Source organism: Rhodococcus tibetensis (genome assembly GCF_024438035.1).
GTDB classification, from domain to species: domain Bacteria; phylum Actinomycetota; class Actinomycetes; order Mycobacteriales; family Mycobacteriaceae; genus Rhodococcus_F; species Rhodococcus_F tibetensis.
Genome location: NZ_JANFQF010000017.1, coordinates 37,042 through 60,047, shown reverse-complemented (window position 1 = coordinate 60,047; position 23,006 = coordinate 37,042). Strand labels below are relative to the sequence as shown.

Below are 23,006 nucleotides of genomic sequence, written 5' to 3'. Positions count from 1 at the left end.
CGCGGGCGGCGCGAGATCAGTGACCGGCCCCGAGGTTGCCAGACATCCGGTCCAGCCGTTCCAGGCTGGCGCCGTCGAGCCCGACGATCGTCACGTTCTTGCCCTTGGCCTCGTACTTGTGCCGGATCGCGTCGAGGGTGGCCACGGTGGAGGCGTCCCAGATGTCGGCGGCGGTGAGGTCGATGATCACGTTGCGTGGATCGTCGACGTAGTCGAACTGGTAGATCAGGTCGTTGCTGGAGGCGAAGAACAGTTCCCCGGTGACCCGGTAAACGCGGGTGTCGACGGCGCCATCGTGGTCGGTGTCGGCCTCGGCGACCTTTTCGACATTGGTCAGGTGCGCGACCCGGCGGGCGAACGCCACCATCGCGGTCAGCACACCGAGGATGACCCCGATCGCCAGGTTATGGGTGATCACCGTGGCCGCCACCGTCACCAACATGACCACGGTTTCACTGCGCGGCATCATCTTCAGGGTGTTCGGGTGCAGGCTGTGCCAGTCCATGGTGCCGACCGAGACCATGATCATCACCGCCACCAGGGCGGCCATCGGGATCAGCGCGACCATATCGCCGAGGCCGACGACCAGGATCAGCAGGAACACCCCGGCCAGGAAGGTCGAGATGCGGGTGCGGGCACCGGAGACCTTGACGTTGATCATGGTCTGCCCGATCATGGCGCAGCCGCCCATGCCGCCGAAGAATCCCGTCACCAGATTCGCCACACCCTGGCCCCAGCCTTCGCGGGTCTTGTTCGAATGCGAGTCGGTGATGTCGTCGACCAGCTTGGCGGTCATCAGCGACTCGAGCAGCCCGACCAGGGCCATCGCCAGCGCGTAGGGGGCGATGATCGAGAGCGTCTCGAGATTCAGCGGCACATCGGGGAAGAACAACGACGGCAGCGACGACGGCAGCTCGCCCTCGTCCCCGACGTTCGGGACGTTCAGCGTGAAGACGATGGCCGCCGCGGTCAGCAGCACGATCGCCACCAGCGGCGGCGGCACCACGGCGGTCAGCCGGGGCAGGAAGATCATGATCAGCAGACCGACCGCGACCATCGGGTACACCAAGGCAGGCACCCCGAGCAGGTGCGGCAGCTGCGAAGTGAAGATCAAGATCGCGAGCGCGTTGACGAACCCGACCATCACGCTGCGCGGAATGAACCGCATCAGCTTCGCCACCCCGAGCACGCTGAGCAGGATCTGGAACACACCGGCGAGGAGGACCGTGGCGATGAAGTAGTCCAGCCCGTACTCGCGGGCAACCGGGGCGATGACCAACGCGATCGCACCGGTGGCCGCGGAAATCATCGCCGGCCGGCCACCGACGAACGCGATGGTCACCGCCATGGTGAACGAGGCGAACAATCCCACCCGCGGGTCGACTCCGGCAATGATCGAGAACGAGATCGCCTCCGGAATCAGCGCCAGCGCGACGACCAGTCCGGCGAGGACCTCCGTCTTGAGTCGGCGCGGGGACCGCAACGCCGCCCGCACCGAGGTGTCGGCCTCCCCTGCCTCCCGCACATTCGGCGCGGCACCGTCAGTGCTCTTGTCCATCGAAAGCTCCATTCGACCACGGGCACAATGCGGCCTGCGGCGTCGAGGCGTACTGCTACGCCGGGTGTTTGCAGAAGGGTCGCGGCCGATCACGCACCGACCGGGCGCTGCGACGCACAACGACACGAGACCCTACCCTCACCGGAGGGTAGGGTCGAGTTGGGGTGAAGCACCTCACCCCACCACCTCGTCTCGAAGGACCGCACCATGATGCAGATCGGCCGCCGCCCGCGCCAAAGTCTCGCTGCCGACACTGCGTCACTACGACGAGGTCGAACTGGTGCGCCCCAGCGCCCGATCCGACGGCAGGTTCCGGCTCTACACCGAAGTCGACCTGCACCGACTCGAGGAGGTCCGATGCCTGCGCTTCCTCGGCCTGAGGATCGACGAAGTCGGGGACATCATCGACGGGATCGAACAGTGCCGCTCCGCCACCGACCCCGAGGTCGCGGACACCGGACGCCGCCGCGTGGACATCTGCTGACGTCGGCGCGCGAACGTCTGGAACGGATGCAGGACAAACTCGACCGCTCCCGCCGCTTCCTCGACGCGCACTGAAGACACCCGCCAACCGCCCCCTCCCCTTCCCCGGCAAGGAACTGTGATCAGCTGTGCCCTCCGCCACCAACGGCGCCCCGACCCCACCCCCGCTTCCTTCCCTGCCCGCCGCCCGGTCCACCGCGGTGCGGGTGCCTTGGGTCGATGTCGCCAAGGGTGCGAGCATCGCGCTGGTCGTGCTGCTGCACAGCACCAACTTCATGGTGGTCCGCGGCTTCGCCGACGGTCGCTGGCATGAGGTCAACGCCGCCCTCGAGCCCATCCGGATGCCCCTGTTCTTCCTCACCGCCGGGTTGTTCGCCGCCTCCACGCTGGCGTTGCCGTGGTCGACGGTGCTGCGCTGGCGGCTGCTGCCGCTGATCTACCTGTACCTGCTCTGGACGGCACTGCGATTCGCGTTCTTCACGGTGTTCCCGGCCACCTCCGGCACCGGTGAGACATCGAGTCCCTGGAATCTGCTGACGGCCCTGATCGTGCCGCACAACGGTCTGTGGTTCCTCTACGCCCTCATCGTCTTCACCGCTCTCACCCGGCTCGCCCGCAGCATCGCCCCGCCGGTACAGCTACTGGCAGCGACCGTGCTGGCGGTGTCCTCTTCCCGGATCGAAATCCTCAGCTGGTCCTGGGACAACATCGTCTCGCTCCTGGTGTTCTTCATCCTCGGGATACACCTGCCCACCCTGATCCACCTGCTCGCCGCCGCCTCCACCGCGGCCCGCGCCGCCCTCGCCGCCACCGGATTCGCCGCCGTCTACCTGCTCCACGAGATCGCGCTCGGCATCCGCGTCGTCGGTGCCACACACCTGGGCGCCGACCTCACCGACCGGCACCGGTTACTGCTCGGCCCGCTCCTGGTGACCGCCGCCGCGATCGGCGGCTCGTTGCTGACCTACAGCCTGCTCACCCGCCTACGGCAAGGCTGGCTGTTTCGCCTCCCCGCCTGACGGGGTCCCGGTCGTAATCGCCGAAAATGACCCCGTGGACTTCACCGGGGCGCACCGCCCGGTCTGATCGAGTTCTTCGATGTTGATCTGGAGCAGTTCTTCTGTGCGGGAGCAGGTTTCGTAGACCATCCGCCGCTGGGTCTGCTCGCGCAGCCGATGCCACGGCGAGCGATGAGCCGGTCGATCGCCGTGCGCGAGCGACACCTTCCCGGGCGGAAACCGATCGGGAGGTGGCCCCACACAGCGTGGCTGCGCGACGCCTCACGGCCGTGTCGCGAGGTAGACGGTGTTGGCGGACCGCCCTTTGGTCAACGGGTTGTGGAAGGACACCTCGCGGGCCTCGACGTCGGCGAACACGGTGTCGAGAACTGCGCAGAACTCGTCGTCCGGTGGGTCGTCGGACCACAGGGCGAAGGTGCCGCCCGGGGTGAGATGCGCGGACGCCGCCCGCAAGCCGTCCCCGGTGTAGAACGCGGCGTGGGCCTGATCGAGCACGTGCCGTGGCGAGTGGTCGATGTCGAGCAGGATTGCGTCGTAGACCCGGCCCGGATGCTCCGGATCGAAACCCGCTGTGCCTGCGGCGGCGAAGAAGTCCGCGCATACCATGACGACTCGGTCGTCGGCGGCCAGGCCGGTGGTGTCCGGCAACAGATTACGTTCGTGCCAGTCGATCACCGCGTCGGAGTATTCGACGACGGTGAGCGAGCGAACCCGGGGATCGGCCAGCGCTTCCCGCGTCGTGTAACCCAGACCGAGACCGCCGACGAGCACGTCGAGATCCGCGCCCGGCGTCCGCGCCAGACCCAGTCTCGCCAATTCCTTTTCGGCGACGGTGAACAGGCTCGACATCAGGAACTCGTCGTCGAGCTTCACCTCGTACACGTCGGCGCGCACCGTCGAATCGAACCGGCGCCGCAAGCTGATCACACCCGTCGGCGTCTGCCGCCAACCGAGCTCCTCGAAGTGCGCGCTCATCGCCACGAGGATAGACCAAGCCTCCGATTCCTTCACGCTAACGCAGCTCGGTCACCGGAAGAAACCTTGACCAGGCAACCGTGCGCAAACGCGAATTGACGGCCTCGGCCTGAACCCGAGTAGGCGAAAAGCACACACGAGGATTGACCGAGGAGATGCGAGTGATCAACTCAGACACCGGATCTGAAACCACAGCACGCACCCTTATCACCGAGCTGAGATCACTTCTGGGCACGAAACTCATTGCATACCTGGCTGAAGCACACGACACCGCCACCCTTCGCGGATGGGTGGACGGCACCGGCCCGCTCCCCGACCAAGCTGCCCTCAACCGACCCCAGGTCGCCCTCGATACCGCACGACGAATCGGTGCACGCGACACCCCCGCCGTCGTCGAAAGCTGGTTCCAAGGACGAAATCCCATAGCACTCCGTACAAGTGCGCGCCGGGGATCTCGGGGTGAGGCGGACCCGCACCTCCCGGTCACCGCCGCACATGCTCGACGACGCAGTATCGAACATGTCCGCGCTACTGGATCGACAACCTCGACTCAGGGTCGTCACTCCTCGACGAACCGGAGGCGTCCGGGGTCGCTGGCGCCGCTGTGCAGGTCGACGACCCGGTCGGCGACCCGGTCCACCACGGCCGCGTCGTGGCTGATCACCAGCAGAGCCAGGTGTTGGCTGCGCGTGAGATCCGCCAAAACGTCAAGCACCCGCCGCTGGGAGATCGGGTCGAGGCCGGTAGTGATTTCGTCGCAGATCAGGACCGTCGGTGCCGCTGCCAGGGCACGGGCGAGCGCGGCGCGCTGCGCCTCGCCGCCGGAGAGGGCTCCGGGGCGCTGGTGCGCGATCTGCTCGTGAAGGCCGACCCGATCGAGCGCGCGACGGGCTGCCGCGGCCGCCTCCCGGTCAGTGTCGCCGCGCAGGCGTCTCGGCCCGCGCACGATCTGTCCCCACACGCTGCGGTACGGGTCGAACGCGGCCTTGGCGTCCTGGAAGACGTACGCGATATCGGCCAGCTGATCGCGGGTACGCCGACGCACCGATCCCGCCACCGGAACCCCGTCGAGGAACACGCCCCCGGCTGTGGGTGGGTGCAGGCCCGCGGCCACCCGCGCGGCGGTGGACTTGCCGCACCCCGACCGGCCGACCAAGGCCACGCATTCCCCCGCTTCTATCGACAGCGAAAAGCCCTGCAGTACGGCGGTCGCGCGATACCCGGCGGTGACAGCGTTCAGCTCCAGTCGGTTGGCGGCCGGGGTGGTGCGGTTCCTCGTCGCGGCGCCCGCCCGTGGGACCGGTGACGGGGCCGGGGCGGGCAGGATCGTGGTGTCGCAGGCGTTGATCACGCGCCCCTCGGCCATGACGATCACGTGCTCGGCTACCTGGTGAACGGCGTCCAGGTCGTGGGTGACGAGCACGATCGTGAGCCCCTGGCCGCGCAGTCGCAGCATTTCGTCGAGGATGGCTGCCCGGTTGATCGGGTCCTGTCCAGTGGTGGGCTCATCGAGGATCAGGCACGTAGGGTTGGTCAGCAGGGCTTGCGCGATGACGAGGCGTTGTTGCTGTCCGCCCGAGAGTTGGTGGGGGTAGCGGCGCAGCATGCCCGGATCCGACGGGAATCCGGCCCGCTCGAGAGCGTCGGGGACGCTCGCCCGGTTACCTTGCCGCTGAGCGGCGCGGGCAATGTCACCGAGTACGGTGCCGATCCGCAGTGCCGGGTTGAGCACCGAGGAGGGTTGTTGGGGCACGTACCCGAACAGCACCCCGTCCGCGCGCACGCTGTTGGTGCTCACCTCGACGCCGGGCCGGTGCTCACCGATCAGGGCCAGTGCGGTGGTGGTCTTTCCGCTGCCGGAGGCGCCGATGAGGGCGGTGACGACACCTGCGGGGATGTCGAGGTCGATATCGTCGACGAGGATCCGGCCTCGGGTGCGGGCGGTGAGCCCGCGCACCCGGATCGCGGTGTCACGGGCAGGAGCGGACGCGGCTGCCGGGAGAATGTCGGTCAATGCTGTTTCCTTGTCAGCAGTTCGCGGGCGGCCGCGCGGGCCCCGGAGTCGAACAGCAGGTTCACGCCCATTGCGAGGGTGATGATCAGCACCGCGGGCACGATCACCCCCCAGGGGACGAGGGTGAGGCCGGCGCGGTTGCGGTCGATCATCACCGCCCAGTCGGTGCCAGCGGAGTCCGCGCTCACACCGAGGAAGCTGGCGGAGGCGACCAGATAGATTGCGCCGACGAACCGCAGGCCGGCGTCCGCGGCGAGGACCGGCAACAGTGAGCGGCCCAGGTAGCCGAGGTGGCGGCGCCACCAGGTTTCGCGTTGCAGGATCAGCGCTTCCATGGCCGGGGTGTGCGCGCCGTGCAGCGCGCTGGCCCGCACCAGACGCGCGGCATCCGGGAAAAGCAGCACCGCCACCACCGCCGCCAGCACAACCTGATCGGCGTCAGTGATCGCGACGATCAGCAGGAGCAGCATCATCGACGGCAGCGACAGCAGCAGATCCAACGGTCGCATCAGCATCTCGTCGACGATCCGGCGGCGGGCGGTCGCGGCCGCCACTCCCCAGGGCACGGCGAGCAGATAGGTCAGCACTACCGCGGCCGCGGCCACCATCACCAGCGAGCGTCCGCCGAGCAGTACCTGCGTCAGGACGTCGCGGCCCTCGGAATCGGTGCCGAGCAGCCACTTCTCGCCTTGGGTGAACGCCGGGCCCCGGCTGGTGTCACCGGCGATCAGGGGGCCGAGTACCGCGACCGCGAGCGGGACCGCGGTCAGCCCGACACCGACGAGCATCCGTGCCGGGATCTTCGGCCGGCGGACATGCTGCGACCGATCGGGGGCGCTCATGCGGCGACTCCTGCCACCGGATTGAGCTGGTAGGCCACAATGTCCGCGACCGTGTTCACCGTCACCGTGACCAAGGCGAACACCGCCACCAACCCCATCAACAACGGGAGGTCGCGGCTACTGACCGCAGCGACCAGCACCTGGCCGAGTCCGCCCAGCGCGAAAACCGCTTCGACGACCACGACGCCGCCGAGTAGCCAGTCCGTGACCCGCGCGAGGTGCTGGGAGGCCGGGGTCAGGGAGCCGGGCAGGGCGTGCCGCCAGATCACCCGGCGCATCGGTACCCCGAGCCGGAGGGTGTGCCGGATGTACTCCGATTCCAACGTGGTGATCATCGACGCGCGCACCAGCCGCGTCAGCGAGCACACAGGCCGGATCACCAACACCAGCACCGGCAGCACCCATAACTGGGGTTGCAGCAGCAGCGACCCGCCGGCGCCGACGGCGGTGGGGGCGAACCATCCCAGCCAGACCGCGAACACCGCGACCAGCACGATCGCCATCGCGAATTCCGGTGCCGCGTAGAGGGCTACGGCCAGGGCGGTGATGGTTCGGTCGACCGGGCGGTCGCGGCGCGCCGCGGCCGCCACCCCGAGGAGAAGCGCCAGCGGCACGAGCACCACGAACGCCAGGGCGGCGAGCGTCAGTGTCGGCGCCAGCGCCACCCCCAGCATGTCGGCGACGGGTCGCCCGGAAACCGCCGAGGTGCCCAGGTCACCGTGCAGTAGCCCGGTCAGCCAGTGACCGAATTGCACCGGCAGCGGCCGGTCCAGGCCGAGGAGCTCGCGCAGTTGCGCGATCCGCTTCGGGTCTGCGTCGTCACCGGCGATGACCACCGCGGCATCACCGGGCAGCGCGGCGGCGATGGTGAAGACGACGACGACCACCCCTAGGACCTGGGCCAGTCCCACCGCGAGCCGGGTGCCGGCGTAGCGGGCGAGGATCACCCCAGCCAGGCCTTGTCGAATCGGGCGTACCCGAGGGTGTTGGTGGGAGCATTCTGGGCCATCCCGGCCAGATTCGGTGCCAGACCGTGCAGACCGTCGGAGAACCCCCACACCAGCAGGCCACCCTCGCTGTGTAGTTGCGACTGCATCTGCTGGTACGCGCCAGCCCGGGCGTCCTCGTCGGTGGTTTCACTCGCGGTGGCGAACAACGCATCGAAGCCGGGGCGACGCCACTGGGTGTAGTTCTTCGACGACGACGTGAGCATCCGCTGCGCCAGATGAGTTTCGATGGGCATGGCCCCGGACCGGAAACTCGACAGCACACCCTCGTCGAGGGTCCGCGTCCAATATGTCGAGCCCTCACCGACTTTCACGTCGATCTTCAGTCCGGCACGTCCGGCCTGTTCGGCGAGGATGTTCGCGGCCTCGACGAAACCGTTGGTGGCACCGGTGGTCTGCAGGTCGATGGTGGTGTTCAGGGCGCCGGCCTTGCGGATCAGCGCCTTCGCCTCATCCAGGTCCAGGCTGCGCTGGGGCAGATCATCGGCGTAGTACTTGGCATCCTTACCGAACAGGTCGTTGCCGACCACACCGGTACTACCGAGCACGGTGGACACCAGCTCGTCGCGGTCGACCAGGGCGAACATCGCCCGCCGCAGATCCAGGTTGTCGAAGGGCGGCCGGTCCACCTTCATCGCGAACCCGGACATCGCACTGCGTGGCGACCGCAGAATCTGCACGCGGGCATCGGTGGCGTAGGTGCGGGCCGAGGTCACCCCGAGGTCGTCGGCGTACTCCACCTGCCCGCCGAGCAGGGCGTTGATCCGCGCGGTCTCGTCCGGGGCGGTGAGGATCTCCAGTTCCTCCAGATGTGGGGCACCGTCCCAGTAATCACCGAACCGGGCGGCAACGAAGGATCGGCCCGGCTCGAACGAGACGAAGGTGAACGGCCCGGAGCCGACCGGTCGGGTGAAGTCGGTGGTGCCCTCGGGAATGATGTAGGCGCCGAACGCGGCGAGCACATTCGCCAGGTCCCCGCACGGGCGGGCGCACACGAATTCGATGGTGCGCTCGTCGATGGCACGGGAGCGGCCGATGTCGATCATTTCGAGCGAGGCCCGCGGCCGCAGCGCGTTCTTCGGGTCCAGGATCCGCTGGTAGGAGTACAGCACGTCCGCGGCCCGCACCGGGCGCCCGTCGTGGAACACCGCCGGGCGCAACTCCACGGTCCACATGGTGGCGTCGGCGTTCGGTCGCCAGGCGGTCGCCAGCCTGGCAACCGGGCCGAGGTCGTCGCCATATTCGACGAGCTTGTCGTAGAGCGCGTTCGCGCGGGCGACGTCGGCGTACAGGTTGGTTTTGTGCGGGTCCAGCACTTCCTGTGCGCCGCCGCCGGAGAATACCGCCCGCAGTCGGCCGCCGTCCCGGGGTACCTCGGTCGTCGAGGGCGCGGTGTCACCGCCGGTGCTGCAGGCCCCGAGCAGCACGGCGCCGCCGACGGCGGCGCCGAGGCCGAGGAACGAACGCCGACTCAGGTGAGGCAGCGGGGGCAGTGCGGATCGGGGGACCGGATTCATCGGGGGTTTCTCCTTGAACAGTGAATTCGAAAGCGGGGTCGGCGGAATGGTCAGATAGCCTCGGCGATCACATGCATCCGGTCGCCGGACAACGTGCTCGCACCGGCATCGGCCAGGGCGGTTGGGCCTGGCCAGCCGGTCTCGGTGCGGGGCCCGTGTGTGTCGAACACGGCGCGCACCGCGAATCCGGCGCGGCGCAGGTGGCCGGTCAGCTCCACGGGGAACAGCAACCGCCAGGCCGAGGTCTGGACGAGCGGTTCGACGGAATCGGGGATCTGCCACTGCCTGCGGCGGCGCAGTAGCTGGGCGGCATGGTCGATCCACAGGGTGGTCTCCGCCCGCCAGCTGTGCCCGTGCCAGGTGAAGGAAGAGTGGGTGGGGGCGTCGAGGAGTTCGGTGCTGCCGAGGAAGAAGGCGCCGTTGCGCATCTCCGCGATCAGGAGCCCACCGGCGCGCAGGTGAGCCCGGGCGCAGCGCAGGCACGATTCCAGTTCGTCGTCGGTGTGGCAGTAAAGCAGGGCACTGTCCAGGCAGGTGATGGCGTCGAACCGTGCACCGACCTGGAAGTCCCGCAGGTCACCGACCGCGGCGGTGACGCCCTCGTATTTCTGCTGCGCGTAGCGCACCATCGCCGGGGACTGGTCGATGCCGTGGCAGCGATACCCCTTTCGGGCCAGGTATCCCAGGTCGCGGCCGGTGCCGCAGCCCAGGTCCAGCACCGACGTCGGGCGGGTCCCCTCGCCGACCACCTCGGAGCGCAAATATGCCCGCAGGATGTCGTCGACGAACCTGGCAGCGGTGTGGTCGGGGTCGGGAAAGCGGGCCTCGTACAGTGCTGGGTTGTCGGTCAGCAGGTTCCGCGCCTCGGCTGCGGTCATATCGGTGCTCCGGCCGGGTCGGCGAGCAGATTGCGACGGTGCAGCAACCACACTGCGGCCGCCGATCCCCAGGCAAGGGTGATGCACACCAGTGCGCCGGGCCACCCGTTGCCCAGGTCGATGCCGTACCCGATCAGGGCGTTGCCGCCGGCGGCGGCGATCCCGGAGACGAGGTAGAACATTCCGAACAGGGTTCCCGAGATACTCGAATCCCCGTACGAGGGAATCAGTTCCATCACGAACGGCTGGGCGATCATGATCCCCGCCTCGAGAATCAGGGCGGAGAGCACCAACGGCGTCAACGCCAGGACGATCTCACCGACGCTGTGACCGCGGTCGGCCCACAGGACTGGCAGTACTGCCACGAACGCGGCCCCCATCAACGCCAGCCCCGCGGTGATGGCGGTGCCCCGGCGAGTGCGGCGATCGAACCAACGGGTCAGCCGAACCTGAGCTAGCAGGCTGAAGACCGTGGTGCTCAGAAACAGCACCGCGACCGCACCACCCCAGTCGGTGATCCGCCCGGCCAGTACCGGATACACCAGATACATCTGGGTCTGCAGGGCGAACATTCCGAGCATGGCAACGGTGAACAGCACGAACCTGCGGTTGGCCAGGACCGCACCCCAACCGCGGAGCACCGTCGTGTCGGCGCGTTCGACCGGGTGGGCGGGCAGGAACCGCAGCTGCGCCAGCGTGAGGGCGGCGAAGATCACCGCCGCCGCGATCGCGACGGTGCGAAAGTCCACCGCCAGCAGGGCGCTGCCGATCAGCGGCCCGGACAGCGCCCCGGCTTGGGCAAAAACGTTGAACACCGCGAACGCTTCCGCGCGCCGGGTCGGTTCGGCGACCGCGATGTAGGAGCGCACGGCCGGGTTGAACAGTGCCCCCGCCAGTCCCGACAGGACGGAGGCGAGCAGTAGCAGCGGCACGCTGGTGCCGAAGGCGAACACCGCGAAACCCACCGACCGCAGGGCGCAGCCGGCGATGATGACCCGATGCGGTCCGAGCCGGTCGGCGGCGGTGCCTCCGATCAGGAACAATCCTTGCTGGCTGAGGGTGCGGACACCCAGGACGAGGCCGGTGATCGCCAGGGACAGGCCCAGATTCCCGGTCAGGTGCATCGACAGATAGGGCACCAGCATGTAAAAGCCGGTATTGACGCCGTACTGGTTGAGCACCAGCAGCTGCACCGAGCGGGGAAAGCTGCGCAGCAGCGCGAGTGTTCCTGTAGCGGACTGCGTTTCGGTCATCAAGATCCCCCGTTCCCGGGGCGCTGCACGCCCAGGCCGGGCCGCCCGCTCGGGCGCAACACGCCGTCTTCGCCGCCCAGCCCGGTCCACGGGTCCCGGGCGAGCAGCAGGTGCCCATCCAGATCGCACCACCGCGCCAGCGACGCCAAATGCACCGCGGGCGCTATGCTCAGCGAGCTGCTCACCAGGCAGCCGAGCATCACGTCCATGCCGCGGTCGCGGGCCGCGGTGGCGAGTTCGTGGGCCCGGTAGATGCCGCCGCACTTGGGCAGCTTGATGTTCACCGCATCCGCCAGACCGCAGAGCCCGTCCAGATCGGCCATGGCGTGGAGGCCCTCGTCCGCGATGATCGGAATCTCGGTGCGGCCGCGCAGCTCCCGTATCCCGTCGCGGTCTCGGGCGGGCAGCGGTTGTTCGAGCGCCACGACCGGCAACCCACGTATGTCGGCAAGCACAGACAGGGCGCTTCCCACGGTCCAGGCCTCGTTCGCGTCGACGATCAGTTCAGCGCCGGGCGCTGCCACAGCCACCGCCGTCAGCCGCCGCACCGACTCGGCCGCGTCGCTGTCCGCCTTGACCTTCAACAGGCCGAATCCGTGCCCGACCAGATCGGCCGCCTCTGCGCCCATCTCCTCCGGTGTCCCGATTCCGACGGTGCGGGCGATCGGCACCTGAGCGGGCAGCGGCAACCCGAGGTGGGTGGCCACCGCCACGCCGTCCATACAGGATTGCAGGTCGGCGATCGCGGACCACACCGCTGCCGCGACCGCCGGATGCATCTGGGCGAGAGCGTCGTCCAGGCTGATGGAGTCGTCGTCCCGCACGTCGACTGCACGGAGTTCGGTGTCGATGCGCGCTACATCCAGTCGCGCGTATACCGATGTGACGACCTCGCCGCGGCCACACAACCCTGTCGCGGGATCGGTCGCGGTGACCGTGACGGCCTCGCGCGTGGACATCACCCCGCGGCTGATCCGGAACGGGGTTGCCAGGTCGAGGGTCCCGACGGTCCAGGTCAGCCTCATACCGTCGATACCTCCGCCTTATCGGTGATCGGGTGCGGCGGCTGCACCGATTGGCATCGGGTCCAGCACCCGGTGGGGTCGTGACAGTCGTCGATCTCGTGTGGTGATGTGCGTGGAGGGTCGAGGAAACGGTGCCGGTGGCACCAGTCGTCATCGAAGATGCTGCGCAGGTAGCGGTCCGGGCCGTCCGGGAAGATGGTGACCACAGTGCCGGGCCACCGGGCGGCGGCCCACCCGGCGACGGTCGCGGCCGCACCGGTGGACCAGCCGCCGGTGTGGAAGCCGCCGCGGGCCAGGGCCCGGCAGGCGTGCACGGCCTCGCGCGGGCCCACCCAGTGGACCTCGTCGAACATCCCGTACTGCACGTTGCCGGGGTGCACGTTGCTGCCGAGACCACGCATGACCCGGCTGGCGGCAGGCTGACCGAAGATTGCCGACCCCACCGCGTCGACCCCGATGATCCGCAGGTCCGGCCATACCTGCCGCAACCGCAGTCCGACACCGCTGCTGTGACCGCCGGTCCCGACACTGCACACCAGTGCATCGACCCGATCGATACCTTGCCTGGCCAGGCCCTCGACGATTTCGTCGGCCAAGCCGTGGTAGCCGGCGGCGTTGTCGGGGTTGTCGTACTGGTTGGGCCAGTACGCACCCGGATCGGCTGCCAGGATGCGGTGCAGGGCGTCGAGTCGGGCTTGTTGCCACCCGCCGGTGGGATGGGGTGTCTCGACGATCTCGAGGGTCGCGCCCAGCGCCTTCAGAAGATTGCGCATAGAGGGTTCGAGTTCGCGGTCGACCACCAGGGTGAGGGGGTGACCGAGTGGTTGTGCCACGTACGCCAATCCCACTCCCAGGGTGCCGCTGGTGGATTCGACGATCCGCGCGCCGACCCGCAGCTCACCGCGCCGGCGGGCACCGACCAGCATCGACAGCGCCGACCGTGCCTTGAGGCCGCCGAAGCCGAGCGACTCGATCTTCGCGAAATAGCCTGGATGGGGCCGGGGCACCGGGGTGTGGATCCGCACGAGCGGGCTGTGCCCGACCCGTGCCAGCGGTCCGATCACGGTCATCGCGGACATGACCCGCGATACAGGTGGACCGGGCTGGCCTCTCCGGTGAGCCAGAAGAACGGATACGGCTCCGCGGAGAGGGCATCGACTCCGCGCCCGAGCAGCTCGCGGGCCACCGCGGCCCCGCTCTGCGCGAACACCGCGATCGGAATCGGCCGGCCGGACGCCGCCACGAGGGCGAGTAGCCGGTCGAAGGTGCCGTTGCCGAGCATCATTCCGCTGGCCAGCACCGCATCACAGTCGTCGAGTGCCTCGGTGAAGTCGGTGACGATCGCCTCGCCCCATTCGGTGACCCCGCCCTTCAGGTCGCACGGCACATAGCGCAGACCGCGATCACGTAAGCAGGCGAGCAGCGAGTTGACCACCCCGATGACCAGCACCTGTCCGTTCTGCGGAGAATTGACCAACCCGGTAACAGCCCATGCGCGGGCAAGTGAGCGCTGCACTGAATCGCCCGCGGGTACCTGCATCGTCTCCACGCGGGCATCGCTGGTGTGGGGACGCAGATGCGCCAGATATGCGTCGAGAGCAGCGACCCGCACGGCCGAATCCTCATGGTGGAGAAGATCGGTGACCGGCACCCCCGCACAGGCGTGCACCACCTCCGGATCCATCGACCCCGGTTCGACCGCGCAGGAGCCGGTCGCCGCACCCACCCGCAGGCTGAGCACCTGATTGCGGTAGCCACCGCTGCGCCCGCCGTGCCGAACCCCCTGATAAGTGGTGAAGGCGACGGACACCGCAATATCACTGGCCGGGACAAGCCTCGGATCGGTGCGATAACGGTCCAGCAGCGACGCAATGGTGCCGGTATTCGCCTCTGCGCTCATGGTCATCGCGCGGAAACCTCGCCGTAGGTGACCGAGATCGACGACAACAGTTCCTCGGCAAGTGGCCGGGCCCCGGCCCGATCCGGAGAAACGACGACCACACTGCCCAGGTAGCTGTTGTTGTCCACCCCGGCGCCCGTGTGATGTCCGGGCGCCTTGAACGCCGATGACGCCACCGCCGGGTGCGCCGCGACCGCATCCACCCCGTGCAGTTCCGCGACGATTCCCGCCTCTTCGGGTACCAGCATGCGCACCGCGGCACTGCGCGGTCGCGCGACACCGTTCTCGGCCTCCGAAGCCACAGTGGCGGGCTCACGGCCGAGCGCGAGCTCGACAGCCACTCGCGGCAGGTCGATGCCGGTGACGTGCCTGATCAACTCGGTGATCTGATTGCCCGCCGGACGAGGATTGATCTCGATGATCCGCGGACCGAAGGTCGTCAACCGCAGCTCGGTGTGCACTACCCCGTGATCGAGCCCGATCGCACCGATCGCGGCCTCGGCGGCGGCCACCAACACTGCGCGGTCCCCGGCGGCCAGGTCGGCCGGGAACATGTGCCCGGTCTCTACGAAACCCGACACCCCGCCCAAACTCTTGTCGGTCACCCCCACCGTGTGGATATCGCCCTGCCGAATCCAGCTCTCCACGCTGAACTCTCGGCCGTCGAGAAATTCCTCGAGCAACACCACCGGACTGCGCTGCTGTCCACGCGCATTCACCGCGAAACCCCGCAAGTCATCGACCGCATCCTTCACCGTCGGCCAGTCGTCGGCGCGTCGCACGAACATTCCCGCGCACAGATCCGTCGGCTTGACCACCAGGGGGTATCCCACGGCCTCGGCCGCGGCGTGGAGCCGAGCCGAGTCGGCCACAGGCGCGGTCGCGTGGCGCGGCCCCGGGATCCCCATCCGATCCAACGCCGCCCGGGTACGCGACTTGTCGCAGGCGATCTCTACCGCCTCCAGCGCAGGACCGGGAAGCCCCAGCCCCCGCGCGATTCTCGCGGCAGTGGGCAGGTAATAGTCGCAGCTGGTCAGAACCCCAGCGATCGGCGCCTCGGCGTGAATCCGGCGCGCCACATCGACGGCCGCGACCGGGTCATTGGTCTCGGCCGTGACCACGGCCCGGCCCAGGCGCAACGGATGCGGAGATCCATCGGTCAGGGTTTCCGGGTAGTGCTCCGGTCGTCGCGTCAGGAACGTGAACTCGACCCCCTGATCGGCAACCGTCCTCGGCAACAACGTTCCCATCGCGCCGACCCAGCTCTCCACCAGCAACAGGTGTGCCACAGGTGACCTTCCGCTCGCGTTCTTCCGCAATTCCCGACCCCGCAAAAGCTACTGATAATCGTTATCGTTTGCAATACGGAGTGCCGACATACCGGCAACCGGCTCTCTACGTTCGTCCGCACGCCCGCGCGTCGACGGTGACCCTGACCACCACTCTGCTGCTCGTCGGCGCATCCGCTCCGTCGCCCGCCCTGCCCGCCACAGTGGGTGACCACGACCGGCAAAGCGGCCTGCGGTTCACGGGCACCGATGATCTGTCACCCCTGCCCCAGCCCTTGCGGGTCTTGTCCGAATGGGTGTCGGTGACGTCGTCGACCAGCTTCGCGGTCATCAGGGATTCGAGCAGCCCCACCAAGGCCATCGCCAATGCGTAGGGGGCGATGATCGAGAGCGTGTCCATGGTGGACCGGCGCGGTGACCGCAGCGCCGCCCGGACCGACATGGTCTCCGCGGGTGGGTCGAGTTGTACTGCCATCACAGCTCCGTTCACATCGGGCGCGTGCACACGCCGGTGCCCTAGTCGACGACGCCACAAGGCGCCACAGGATTGACGCGGTAACCACGATCGGCGCGGAGCCGAAGCCGGGACCGGAAATGGTGAAACGAGTGTCGCGTCCTGCCCGCATTGCCCCGTCGGTGACGGGTGGTGTGTGCCGAGTCCCGGGTTCGGGATGGGTGGAGAACGGGTTAGAGTGACCGACGGTGTGCCGGGAAGTCTGGTCGGCGTGAATTCGGCGACGCAACGGCAAGGACTTCCTCATGTATTCACCGTCTCTGGTGCACCCATCCATTACTCGCCCGCGGAGCACGGCCGAACTAGTCGCTGTGGTGTTGTGGCCCGTCGCGGTGATGACGGCGTTGCATCGGGTATTGATCAAGGCGGTGAACGGCTACATCACCGACGACTTCGCCCCGGTCTACGCGGCGGCGGTGGAGTTCTGGAACGGCCGGGAGGTCTATACCGCAGACTTCTCCTCGGTCGATCCGCACTACCTGTATCCGCCGAGTGGGACGTTGCTGATCGCCCCGATCGCGGTTCTGCCGCCGGAGTTGTCCAGGTGGGCGTTCATCCTCGCCAACACCGCGGCGATCGTGGTGGCCTTGTACCTGTTGTTGCGCATGTTCGGCCTCGGCCTGCGAGCGGTCGCCGCACCGGTTCTGTTGTTCGCTGCCTTTTCCTCGGAGGCGGTGACCAACACGCTGGTCTTCACCAACATCAACGGTCTCGTGCTGCTCGGTGAGATCGCCTTCCTGTTCCTGTTACTGCGCCGCCGCGACTACTGGTCGGGGGTGGCGATCGGGCTGACCTTCGCGGTGAAGCCGATCCTGGCGCCGTTGCTGCTGCTGCCGTTGGTACGGGGACAGTGGCGGGTGTTCGTCACCGCGCTCGGGATTCCTCTGGTGCTGACCGCGGTGGCGTGGCCGCTGGCGGCGGACCCGTGGGCGTTTGTCACCCACACCGCCCCGTATCTGATGCAGTCGCGGGACTACTTCAACAGTGCCATCGTCGGCAACGGCACCTACTACGGGCTTCCGCCGCTGCTGATCACGGGGTTGCGAGTGTTGTTCGCGCTGTTGGTGATGGGCTCGGTGTGGTTGTTGTGCCGGTATCACCGTGGTGATGAGGTGTTCTTCGTCGCCACCACCTCCGGGGTGCTGTTGACCGGGTCTTTCCTGCTCGGCTCGCTCGGGCAGATGTACTACTCGATGATGCTGGCACCGCTGTTGCTGTCGGTGGTGTTGCCGAACTCGGTGATGCGGAACTGGCCGGCCTGGCTGGCTGCCTACGGGTTCCTCAGTTACGACAGCTGGCTTTCGGTCCGATTCCCCGAGGCCGGGCGTGCCGCCGAATACATGAAGACCACCTTCGGGTGGAGTTTGCTGCTGATCGTCATCTTCGGGGTGCTGCTGCACCGCCGGGTCGCCGCGCGGCAGACCGAGGTCTGCGTGCCCGAGGGCCGGGGACGGGGTGGCCCCGTGACGGGATCAGGGTTTCGGTTCGGTCCTCGGGCGCGCCCCCGACCTGGCCAGACCCGCCACGCACCGCGGACTCGGTCGACGACACCCGGCGGCGGACGTTGAATACCGATCACCAGACCCGTGACGGCTCCGCTCGGCACGACCGCCCCGCTGCCGGGGCGGCCGCTTCGCCCCAGCCGCTTGTCCCGGTGTCCGACGGCTACCGATATGACCTCGATGGGCTGCGGGGACTGGCCATCGCTCTGGTCGTCATCTTTCATTTGTGGCTCGGTCGGGTGTCCGGCGGGGTCGATGTGTTTCTGGTGCTGTCCGGGTTCTTCTTCACCGGCATGCTGCTGCGCAGGTCCGGCGACGGTGGCCCTGCGGTGCGGGAGGTGCTCAGCCGCACCGCGCGGAGGCTGCTGCCTGCCCTGGTGGTGGTGTTGGCAGCGACGGTGGCGATGACCGTGATTGTGCGCCCGTTCACCCAGTGGAGCGCGGCCGCGGATCAGGTGCTCACCTCCCTGCTGTATGTGCAGAATTGGGAACTCGCGCGCACCGCGGCCGACTACCAGGCCGCCGACGCGTCGGTCAGCCCGATGCAACACCTGTGGTCGATGTCCGTGCAGGGCCAGTTCTACCTGCTGATTCTCGCGCTCGTAGGGGTGCTGGCCGCCGGGTGCCGGCGGATCGGTAGACCTACCGCGCTGCAGGCGGTCATCACCATGGTGGTCGTGGTCGCCGGTGGGGCGTCACTGCTGTATGCGACAGCGGTCTCTCACCGGCACCAGGGTTGGGCATACTACGACACGGCAGCCCGGCTGTGGGAACCCCTGGCCGGTGCCCTGCTGGCGTGCATGATCGGCCGGATCTCGCTCCCTCGTGGCGTTCGTGCCGTGCTCGCGACCACCGGCCTCGCGGTGATCGCGGGCTGCGGGCTGATGGTGGACGGGGCGCACCTGTTCCCCGGACCGGCCGCATTGATCCCGGTCGGCGCGGCGGTGGCGCTGATCCTGGCCGGTGCCGGAGCCGATTCCCGCGCCCGCAGCGCACCCACTGCGACACGGCTGCTCGCCTCGCGGCCGCTCGTCGAACTCGGTGCGCTCGCCTATGCGCTGTATCTGTGGCATTGGCCGGTTCTGATCTTCTATCTCGGTTGGCGTGAGCGGCCCGCCGTAGGTCTGGTGGGCGGGCTCATCGTGCTCACCGTCTCGCTGATCCTTGCGCGGCTGACCCATGTGTGGGTGGAAACGCCCTTGCGCGCCCGGTCCACACCCGCATCCGCGCAGCATGAGCAGAGCCGGCATCGGCGGGCCCGAATCGTGGTCGTGGCGGTGACCGCGGTCGGGATCACGATGATCGTCGCGGTCGGTTCCTGGCAGTGGTATCTGAGGCACAATCCGGAAACCGCGTCCCGGGTCGGTCAACTCGACCCGAAGATTTACCCCGGGGCAGCGAAACTGCTCGACGGTGCCTTCACCCCGCACGCGAAGATGCGGCCCAGTCTGCTCGAGGCGCCCGGGGATCTGCCGCCGTCGAGTTTCGACGGGTGCATCTCGGACATGAGCACCCGGGCGGTGATCGCCTGCACCTATGGTGACCCCCACGCGGTGCGGACACTGGCGGTGGTGGGCAGTTCCCACACCGAACACTGGCTCACCGCTCTCGACGCCATCGGCAAATCTCGCGGCATCCGGATCGTGTCGTATCTGAAGATGGGTTGCCCGCTGAGTCTGGGTGAGCCGATGCTCGGGGACCAGCCCTACCCCGACTGCCGGGACTGGTCCGTCGAGGTCCTCGACCGACTCCGCGACGACCGCCCGGACTGGGTGCTGTCCACCGCAACCCGCCCCAACCCCGACGGGCCCGGCGACATCACCCCCGACGACTACATCCAGGTGTGGACGAAATACGCCGACTTCGGGCTGCCGTTCTTGGGGATCCGCGACACCCCCTGGCTGCACCGGGACGGGGTGCCCTACCGGGCCATCGATTGCCTGGCCGACGGCGGCGACGCCGACACGTGTGGCATGCCCCGGGACGCGGTACTGGCCGCGGACAATCCCGCCGCGGCCGCTGCCGCGGACTTCCCCGACGTGCATCTGATCGATCTGTCCGACGCCGTCTGCGACGTGACGATCTGCCGTGTCGTCGAGGGCAACATCCTCATCTACCACGACTCCCACCACCTGTCGGCGACCTACGTGCGCAGCCTCGCCCCCGCACTCGACCGGCAGATCGGAGCAGCCACCCGCTGGTGGTAGCAGTCCGCGTTCGTGCACACGCCGTCCGCCGCGATAGGGTGACAGTGGTGCGCCGGGAAGTCTGGTCGGCAAAAAGAATGTCGTTGCTATCGACCGGACGAGGACCGCATCATGTGGATCACATCATCTCTGCAGCCTGTCAGCTTCCGACACCGGACCGGCCCTTCGCCAGCGGTGGCGTGGTGAGCGCGATGAAACACCTTCCCTTTGCCACACACGGCATTTACTACGAGAGCGGGGGCAGTGTCCCGGTGCGCCGCACCTGCCGGGCCCGGCTCGAGCAATGGCACGTTCCCCACGCACTGCACCGGTTCGACACCTCCCTGGGCGTCACCACCGTCGTCTCGGCCGGAACGAGTACCGGGTGTCCGCCGGTGGTGCTGCTGCCCGGCGCCGACCTGAATGCGGCCATGAGTCTGGCCACCGTGTGCGCGCTGCGGGGACAGCACCGTGTACTGGTCCCGGACATTCCCGGTGCGCCGGGCCTGAGTTCGTCCCGGCGCCCGCACCGGTATCGGCACCAGCTCCCGGTCTATGGGCACTGGCTCGACGAGCTGCTCCCCCAGCTGTGCCCCGACCCGGTGACCCTGGTCGGCCATTCCCTCGGCGCCGGCATCGCCCTGGCGTCCACGCCGTCCGACCGTGTCACGAAGCTGATCCTGCTCAACCCGGCGGGTATCGTCACGATGCGGCGCACCCGAGAGCTGACCTGGCTGCGGACGAAATGGAGACTCCACCCGACACTCGAGCACAGCGAACAACTGCTGTCGTATCTGATGTCGCCCCGGTTCATCCCCGACATGAGCCTGGTCTCCTGGTACAGCATGGTCGCCGACCTCTGTTTCCCGTGCCGGCTGCCGCGCCGCCTGCCCGCCCGGATCGTGCGCCGCTGGTCAGGTATTCCGGTCGTCGTCGCCACCGGGGAACACGACCGACTGGTGCCTCCACAGCTGCTGCGCCCACGAGTGCGGTCGCTGCTCGGGGTCGACATACACACCCTCCCCCAGGTGGGACACCTGGCGTTACGTGAGTCCCCCGACGCCGTCGCCGAGTTGATCACCTCCGCTCCGAGTAATCAGAGAGAAGCCGTGTGAGCACCCATCCCACCGCCAAAGCGTCCCTGTTCCCGCTGATCGCCGCGGTCCTCGCCGCCGCCATCCTGCGGCTGCGGAATCAGGCGTACTGGCGCATCGCCGAACAGGAAGCGGTCGACCAGAATCACGACGGAATCCCCGACGTCTACCAAATCAATCTTCGGGAGTGAACGGCGTGACGGGGTTACCTGCGGTCAGTTCGGCGCGTCCCCGGGGGGGTCGTCGCCGTCGACGAGTTGGTTGAGTACAGCGGTCGTGGCCTCCGCGGCGAGCGAGAAGGGTTCGAGGACGATCTCGGCACCCGCCGCCCGTAGTTGATCGGCGTCGTGAATGGTATGTGCCGTGAGTGCGATCCGCCCCTGGTACTCGTGGTGCCGGAGACCGTGCAGTAGTGCCTTGTTCGTTTCGAGCAACGGGATGGTGCTGATCACGAACCGCGCCTGCTTCAGTGGCAGCGTTTCCAAGAAGTGGACATCTTCCGCGCTGCCATAGACGGCGGTGACTCCGTCCCGGGTGTTGCCCCCCACGTGCTGAGGGTCGAAGTCCACAGCCAGCACCCGGTGACCGGCGCGGCTGAGGTGGTCGGCGACGTGCCGGCCGAACCGGCCGAGCCCGTAGAGGATGGCATACACCTCGGAATCGGTGTCGGGAATCGCGGTGGCGCGGCTGCCGGTCCACTCGAACACTTTCAACCACCGTTCGATCCGGTGGTAGATCTGGTGCGAGTACAAGATCAGGTAGGTCGAGCCGCCGATCGTGACCAGCCCGACGACGGTAATCAGGCTGACGGTGGCGCTGGTGATGTGGCCGAGGCTGAGCCCGAGCGCCGCGAGAATGAGGGAGAACTCCGAGATCTGGGCGACGGTCAGACCGGCCAGGAACCCGACCCGCACCGGGTACCGCATCGCAGCCATGATCACCACCACGATCAGTGGGTTCCCGATGAGCACGAACAGCGAGAAGATCAGCGCCTCGGGGATCTGATCGGCCGCGTGGGTGAATTCCAGCCGCGACCCCAGGTCCAGGAAGAAGAACAGCAACAGGAAATCACGCAGGCTCACCAGCCGCGCCCCGAGCGCATCACGGTACGGCGTGGATGCCAACGAGACTCCGGCCAGAAACGCCCCGACCTCGGAGCTGAAACCGAGCGTATCGCTCACCGCGGCGATCGAGACGGCGTAGGCCACCCCGAACAGCACCAGCAACTCCTGAGATCGGGCGATGTGGTGCAGCAGCCACGGCAGCAGGTAGCGCATCAACACGGCGACGGCGGCGAGCAGGCCGATGCCCTTGGCGACGACCAACGTGATGCTCACGGCCAGAGAGTCCCCGGTTTGCCGCCCGAAGACGTTGAGCGCGATCATCACCAGCACCACGACGATGTCCTGCACGATGAGGAATCCGATCGCGATACGACCGTGGAGTTGTTCGAGTTCGCGTTTGTCGGACAGCAACTTCACGATGATGATCGTCGACGAGAACGTCAGGGCGACCGCCACATACACCGCGGTCACCGAGTCCATCCCCAAGGCGATCGCGATCAGGTACCCGACCACCGAGGTGAACAAGACCTGCCCCAGACCGGTCGCGAGAGCAACGGGACCGGTGCTGCGGATCAGATGCAGATCGAGCTTCAGACCGACGAGGAACAGCAGGATGGCGATCCCCAAGCGGGCCAGGAGCTCGATCGTGCTGTCGGCGACCACCCATCCGGTGCCCGCGGGCCCGACCAGGATGCCGACCCCGATGAACGCGACGATCATCGGCTGCCGCAGCCGGGTAGCCAGCAACCCGGCCACGGCGGCGATGGCCAGGATGACCGCGATCAACGCGAAGTCGTGCAGGTCCACCACGGTTAGTCCCTTCGCGACTCGAACCGTAACTTGCCGGATGCGGAGGAAGCGGGCAAAGCGGGACGGGAAGCCCGCC

At 67.9% G+C, this 23,006-nt stretch carries 19 protein-coding genes and 1 pseudogene; 6 read left to right on the top strand and 14 right to left on the bottom strand.

Annotation, left to right across the window (positions count from 1 at the left end; genetic code table 11):
* Nucleotides 1–16: 16 nt before the first annotated feature.
* Nucleotides 17–1,558: a SulP family inorganic anion transporter gene (locus NOF53_RS19360; RefSeq protein WP_255971704.1), complete on the bottom strand. Its 1,542-nt coding sequence runs from the start codon at nucleotides 1,556–1,558 to the stop codon at nucleotides 17–19.
* A gap of 229 nt (nucleotides 1,559–1,787) precedes the next feature.
* On the opposite strand from NOF53_RS19360, the pseudogene NOF53_RS19355 reads away from it, so the two are divergent.
* Nucleotides 1,788–2,042: pseudogene (locus tag NOF53_RS19355) on the top strand (MerR family transcriptional regulator); the annotation flags it as partial.
* Between the two features lie 127 nt (nucleotides 2,043–2,169).
* The gene (locus tag NOF53_RS19350; RefSeq protein ID WP_255971702.1) at nucleotides 2,170–3,060 is read left to right on the top strand and encodes an acyltransferase family protein; all 891 of its coding nucleotides are present in this window, start codon (nucleotides 2,170–2,172) and stop codon (nucleotides 3,058–3,060) included.
* A gap of 261 nt (nucleotides 3,061–3,321) precedes the next feature.
* On the opposite strand, the gene NOF53_RS19345 is transcribed toward NOF53_RS19350, so the two are convergent.
* The 12 genes from NOF53_RS19345 to NOF53_RS19290 all read right to left on the bottom strand — a co-directional run bounded on the left by NOF53_RS19345 (nucleotide 3,322) and on the right by NOF53_RS19290 (nucleotide 16,235).
* The gene (locus NOF53_RS19345) at nucleotides 3,322–4,035 is read right to left on the bottom strand and encodes a polyamine aminopropyltransferase (protein ID WP_255971700.1); all 714 of its coding nucleotides are present in this window, start codon (nucleotides 4,033–4,035) and stop codon (nucleotides 3,322–3,324) included.
* Nucleotides 4,036–4,594: 559 nt separating this feature from the next.
* Nucleotides 4,595–6,049, bottom strand: coding sequence for an ABC transporter ATP-binding protein (locus NOF53_RS19340; RefSeq protein WP_255971697.1), 1,455 nt, complete (start codon nucleotides 6,047–6,049; stop codon nucleotides 4,595–4,597).
* Nucleotides 6,046–6,891, bottom strand: a complete 846-nt coding sequence (locus NOF53_RS19335) for an ABC transporter permease subunit (RefSeq protein ID WP_255971694.1) — start codon at nucleotides 6,889–6,891, stop codon at nucleotides 6,046–6,048. Before NOF53_RS19335 ends, NOF53_RS19340 begins: the two co-directional genes overlap by 4 nt.
* Nucleotides 6,888–7,838 (bottom strand): ABC transporter permease, encoded by a 951-nt coding sequence (locus tag NOF53_RS19330; protein ID WP_255971692.1) that lies wholly within the window; start codon nucleotides 7,836–7,838, stop codon nucleotides 6,888–6,890. Before NOF53_RS19330 ends, NOF53_RS19335 begins: the two co-directional genes overlap by 4 nt.
* On the bottom strand, nucleotides 7,835–9,415 hold the full coding sequence (locus NOF53_RS19325) for an ABC transporter substrate-binding protein (protein WP_255971689.1): 1,581 nt from the start codon (nucleotides 9,413–9,415) through the stop codon (nucleotides 7,835–7,837). Before NOF53_RS19325 ends, NOF53_RS19330 begins: the two co-directional genes overlap by 4 nt.
* A gap of 50 nt (nucleotides 9,416–9,465) precedes the next feature.
* On the bottom strand, nucleotides 9,466–10,293 hold the full coding sequence (locus NOF53_RS19320; RefSeq protein ID WP_255971687.1) for a class I SAM-dependent DNA methyltransferase: 828 nt from the start codon (nucleotides 10,291–10,293) through the stop codon (nucleotides 9,466–9,468).
* Nucleotides 10,290–11,546 carry an MFS transporter gene (locus NOF53_RS19315; RefSeq protein ID WP_255971685.1) on the bottom strand — a complete coding sequence of 419 codons (1,257 nt, stop codon included), beginning with the start codon at nucleotides 11,544–11,546 and terminating at the stop codon, nucleotides 10,290–10,292. Before NOF53_RS19315 ends, NOF53_RS19320 begins: the two co-directional genes overlap by 4 nt.
* Nucleotides 11,546–12,571, bottom strand: a complete 1,026-nt coding sequence (locus tag NOF53_RS19310; RefSeq protein WP_255971683.1) for an enolase C-terminal domain-like protein — start codon at nucleotides 12,569–12,571, stop codon at nucleotides 11,546–11,548. The genes NOF53_RS19315 and NOF53_RS19310 overlap by 1 nt, the downstream gene beginning before the upstream one ends.
* On the bottom strand, nucleotides 12,568–13,641 hold the full coding sequence (locus NOF53_RS19305; RefSeq protein WP_374212641.1) for a PLP-dependent cysteine synthase family protein: 1,074 nt from the start codon (nucleotides 13,639–13,641) through the stop codon (nucleotides 12,568–12,570). The genes NOF53_RS19310 and NOF53_RS19305 overlap by 4 nt, the downstream gene beginning before the upstream one ends.
* Entirely contained in the window at nucleotides 13,638–14,477 is an 840-nt protein-coding gene (locus NOF53_RS19300; protein ID WP_255971679.1) for a hypothetical protein, read from the bottom strand. The genes NOF53_RS19305 and NOF53_RS19300 overlap by 4 nt, the downstream gene beginning before the upstream one ends.
* Nucleotides 14,474–15,760, bottom strand: a complete 1,287-nt coding sequence (locus NOF53_RS19295) for an ATP-grasp domain-containing protein (protein WP_255971677.1) — start codon at nucleotides 15,758–15,760, stop codon at nucleotides 14,474–14,476. The genes NOF53_RS19300 and NOF53_RS19295 overlap by 4 nt, the downstream gene beginning before the upstream one ends.
* A gap of 106 nt (nucleotides 15,761–15,866) precedes the next feature.
* Nucleotides 15,867–16,235, bottom strand: coding sequence for a hypothetical protein (locus NOF53_RS19290; protein WP_255971646.1), 369 nt, complete (start codon nucleotides 16,233–16,235; stop codon nucleotides 15,867–15,869).
* A 284-nt stretch (nucleotides 16,236–16,519) separates the two neighbouring features.
* On the opposite strand from NOF53_RS19290, the gene NOF53_RS19285 reads away from it, so the two are divergent.
* The 4 genes from NOF53_RS19285 (at nucleotide 16,520) to NOF53_RS19270 (ending at nucleotide 21,247) form a co-directional block, all read left to right on the top strand.
* On the top strand, nucleotides 16,520–17,842 hold the full coding sequence (locus tag NOF53_RS19285; RefSeq protein ID WP_255971644.1) for a glycosyltransferase family 87 protein: 1,323 nt from the start codon (nucleotides 16,520–16,522) through the stop codon (nucleotides 17,840–17,842).
* Nucleotides 17,843–17,928: 86 nt separating this feature from the next.
* Nucleotides 17,929–19,983, top strand: coding sequence for an acyltransferase family protein (locus NOF53_RS19280; protein WP_255971827.1), 2,055 nt, complete (start codon nucleotides 17,929–17,931; stop codon nucleotides 19,981–19,983).
* 113 nt (nucleotides 19,984–20,096) lie between these two features.
* The gene (locus tag NOF53_RS19275; RefSeq protein WP_255971642.1) at nucleotides 20,097–21,077 is read left to right on the top strand and encodes an alpha/beta fold hydrolase; all 981 of its coding nucleotides are present in this window, start codon (nucleotides 20,097–20,099) and stop codon (nucleotides 21,075–21,077) included.
* Nucleotides 21,074–21,247, top strand: a complete 174-nt coding sequence (locus NOF53_RS19270) for a hypothetical protein (RefSeq protein ID WP_255971843.1) — start codon at nucleotides 21,074–21,076, stop codon at nucleotides 21,245–21,247. Before NOF53_RS19275 ends, NOF53_RS19270 begins: the two co-directional genes overlap by 4 nt.
* Before the next feature lie 24 nt (nucleotides 21,248–21,271).
* On the opposite strand, the gene NOF53_RS19265 is transcribed toward NOF53_RS19270, so the two are convergent.
* Nucleotides 21,272–22,930: a cation:proton antiporter gene (locus tag NOF53_RS19265; protein WP_308213842.1), complete on the bottom strand. Its 1,659-nt coding sequence runs from the start codon at nucleotides 22,928–22,930 to the stop codon at nucleotides 21,272–21,274.
* Between the last annotated feature and the right edge of the window lie 76 nt (nucleotides 22,931–23,006).